The organism is Streptococcus hongkongensis (genome assembly GCF_053206145.1).
Map to the genome: position 1 here is coordinate 1 of NZ_JBRUGD010000038.1, position 1,114 is coordinate 1,114.

1 protein-coding gene, 2 tRNA genes and 1 rRNA gene are annotated in these 1,114 nt (G+C 34.9%); all 4 read left to right on the top strand.

The annotated features are described in order from the left end of the window. The first annotated feature begins 11 nt into the window (after positions 1-11). Positions 12-127: ribosomal RNA gene (gene rrf, locus ACVRZD_RS10625) — 5S ribosomal RNA — on the top strand. A 5-nt stretch (positions 128-132) separates the two neighbouring features. After that, positions 133-206: transfer RNA gene (locus ACVRZD_RS10630), tRNA-Asn, on the top strand. A 90-nt stretch (positions 207-296) separates the two neighbouring features. Then, positions 297-370 (top strand) — tRNA-Arg (locus ACVRZD_RS10635). A gap of 90 nt (positions 371-460) precedes the next feature. Continuing rightward, positions 461-940, top strand: coding sequence for a hypothetical protein (locus ACVRZD_RS10640; protein WP_037627786.1), 480 nt, complete (start codon positions 461-463; stop codon positions 938-940). Positions 941-1,114 lie beyond the last annotated feature (174 nt).

Here is a 1,114-nt window from a genome sequence, read left to right on the forward strand (position 1 = left end):
TTACACATAAGTTAAGTGACGATAGCCTAGGAGATACACCTGTTCCCATGCCGAACACAGCAGTTAAGCCCTAGAACGCCTGAAGTAGTTGGGGGTTGCCCCCTGTTAGATACGGAAGTCGCTTAGCATTCATCCGCCATAGCTCAGTTGGTAGTAGCGCATGACTGTTAATCATGATGTCGTAGGTTCGAGTCCTACTGGCGGAGTAAATTGAGATAGGCTTGCCTATCTTTTTTTATGAGTTACTTGCATTTTTTAGGATAAAGGTGTAAGATAATTCTAGTAATCAAAAGTAAGCACCCTTAGCTCAACTGGATAGAGTACCTGACTACGAATCAGGCGGTTAGAGGTTCGACTCCTCTAGGGTGCATCTTTTTATCCAAATAACATGACATTCTTGTCATGTTATTTTTTTATGGAATTCCTTATAATAAAAACATTACAATTATAAGGAGTTTGAATGGATAGAATTGACTGCTATTTTAAGAAGGTAAGACCAATAATATATAAATTGATGCGTTCATATTATATACAATTATGGGATAAAGATGATTGGCTTCAAGAAGGTAGAGTAGTATTACACAATCTATTGTCTTCTCATCCAGATTTATGTCATAATGAAAAGCTTCTATTAGTTTATTTCAAAACAAAGTTTTCGTCCCATCTTAAAGATGTCATTCGTTCACAAGAAAGCCAAAAAAGACGTTTTAATAGAATGCCATATGAAGAAATCGGTGAAATAGCTCATAAAATTCCAAGCCAAGGCCTTACTTTAGATGAGTTTGTTGCTTATCAATCAATTATTGAACAAATTTCAGGGATATTGTCTAAAGAGGAACAAACAAATTTGTATGCGTTAATGCGCGGGGAACGTTTTGTCGGCAGAAAAGCATTATTGAAAAAAATTAAACCTTTTTTCATTGATTTTCTGGATGACTAAACTTTATAATTCTATTCAAATCCTTGTAACTTTAACCGCTAGTTCACTCACGACAAACGCATGAAGAAAGCTTTGTTTTCAGAAATCAAGATTCATAATGACAAAATCAGTCAAAGTAGTAAACTAGAAGTGAGGTGACTAGGATGATTGATTTTATTATTTCTATTGATGAAC